This window comes from Paraburkholderia sp. FW306-2-2C-D06C (genome assembly GCF_058781505.1).
The window spans coordinates 1-1,255 of sequence record NZ_JBYSWU010000132.1; the positions used below are offsets into that span (position 1 = coordinate 1).

Consider the following 1,255-nt stretch of genomic DNA (forward strand, 5'->3'; position numbering starts at 1 on the left):
TGTGATGGTCTAATTTCCTCGGACAGGTCGATAGGAGGACAATCCTGAATCGACGAGGAAAAACGATAGATGACAAGAAGGCGCCGACAATTTGACGCCAGCTTCAAGCTGGAAGTGGTACGGATGGTTCGAGACCAGGGCTTATCGGTCGGCGAAGTCTGCCGGTCGATGGACCTTGTTGAGACAGCCGTGCGGCGCTGGGTAGCCCAGTACGACGCGGAGCGTGCTGGCGGTCCAGGCGAGGGCAAACCGCTGACGGCAGAACAGCAGCGCATCCGGCAACTCGAAGCGGAGAACCGGCAATTGCGCGAGGACAACGCGCTGCTAAAAAAAGCATCGGCCTTCTTTGCCCGGGAACTGAAGTGAGTTACCGCGTGGTAGCTCACTTGCAACAGAAGGCCGTATCGGTCAGTGACGCCTGCCGGGTTTTGCAGGTGAGCCGCTCTGGCTACTATGCGCACCGGCGTGCGAAGCCGAGCGCCAGGAGCCTGCAGGAACAGACCCACGTCAAGGCAGCATTCGCCGCGAGCGGCGCGAGCTATGGCAGCCGGCGCGTGATGCATGCGCTGCGCGAGCAAGGGCTGAGTATTGGTCGTTACCGGGTGCGTACGCTGATGCGCAAAGCAGGCCTGCGTACGAGCTGGAAGCGCAAGTTCGTCTCGACGACCGACAGCAGGCATACGCTACCTGTGGCCGCGAACGTGCTCGACCGGCAGTTTGACGTGGCCGAGCCCAATCGCGCCTGGGTTTCGGACATCACGTATATCCGTACGGCGCAGGGCTGGCTGTATCTGGCGGTCGTGCTGGACCTGTACTCACGCAGGGTGGTCGGCTGGTCCATGGCGCCCACCATGCCGGCCGGACTGGTCATGTCGGCGCTGACCATGGCGCTGCAGCAGCGCCGGCCAGCGCCCGGACTGGTCCTGCATTCGGACCGGGGCAGCCAGTACGCGAGCGACGAATACCAGGCCTTGCTCAGGCAGCATCACGTGGTTTGCAGCATGAGTCGCAAGGGAAATTGTTGGGATAATTCGGTGATGGAAAGGTTCTTCCTGAACCTGAAGATGGAACGCGTGTGGCAGCGTCGGTACGCCAACCACGACGAGGCCCGGCGCGACATCAACCAGTACATTGTCGGTTTCTACAACGCCGTACGATTGCACTCAACATTGGGCTATCTGTCGCCCGCTGCCTACGAGGCGAAACCGACAGTGAAAGAACCTATCTGCCTGTCCGAAATAACTTGACCACTACA

At 60.6% G+C, this 1,255-nt stretch carries 1 protein-coding gene; it reads left to right on the forward strand.

Going from position 1 to position 1,255, the window contains the following annotated elements; genetic code table 11:
• The first annotated feature begins 69 nt into the window (after positions 1-69).
• A protein-coding gene (locus tag AC3WLT_RS37150; RefSeq protein WP_492596523.1) for an IS3 family transposase occupies positions 70-1,247 on the forward strand; the annotation gives its coding sequence in 2 pieces (ribosomal slippage) (positions 70-337 and positions 337-1,247; 1,179 coding nt in all).
• Positions 1,248-1,255 lie beyond the last annotated feature (8 nt).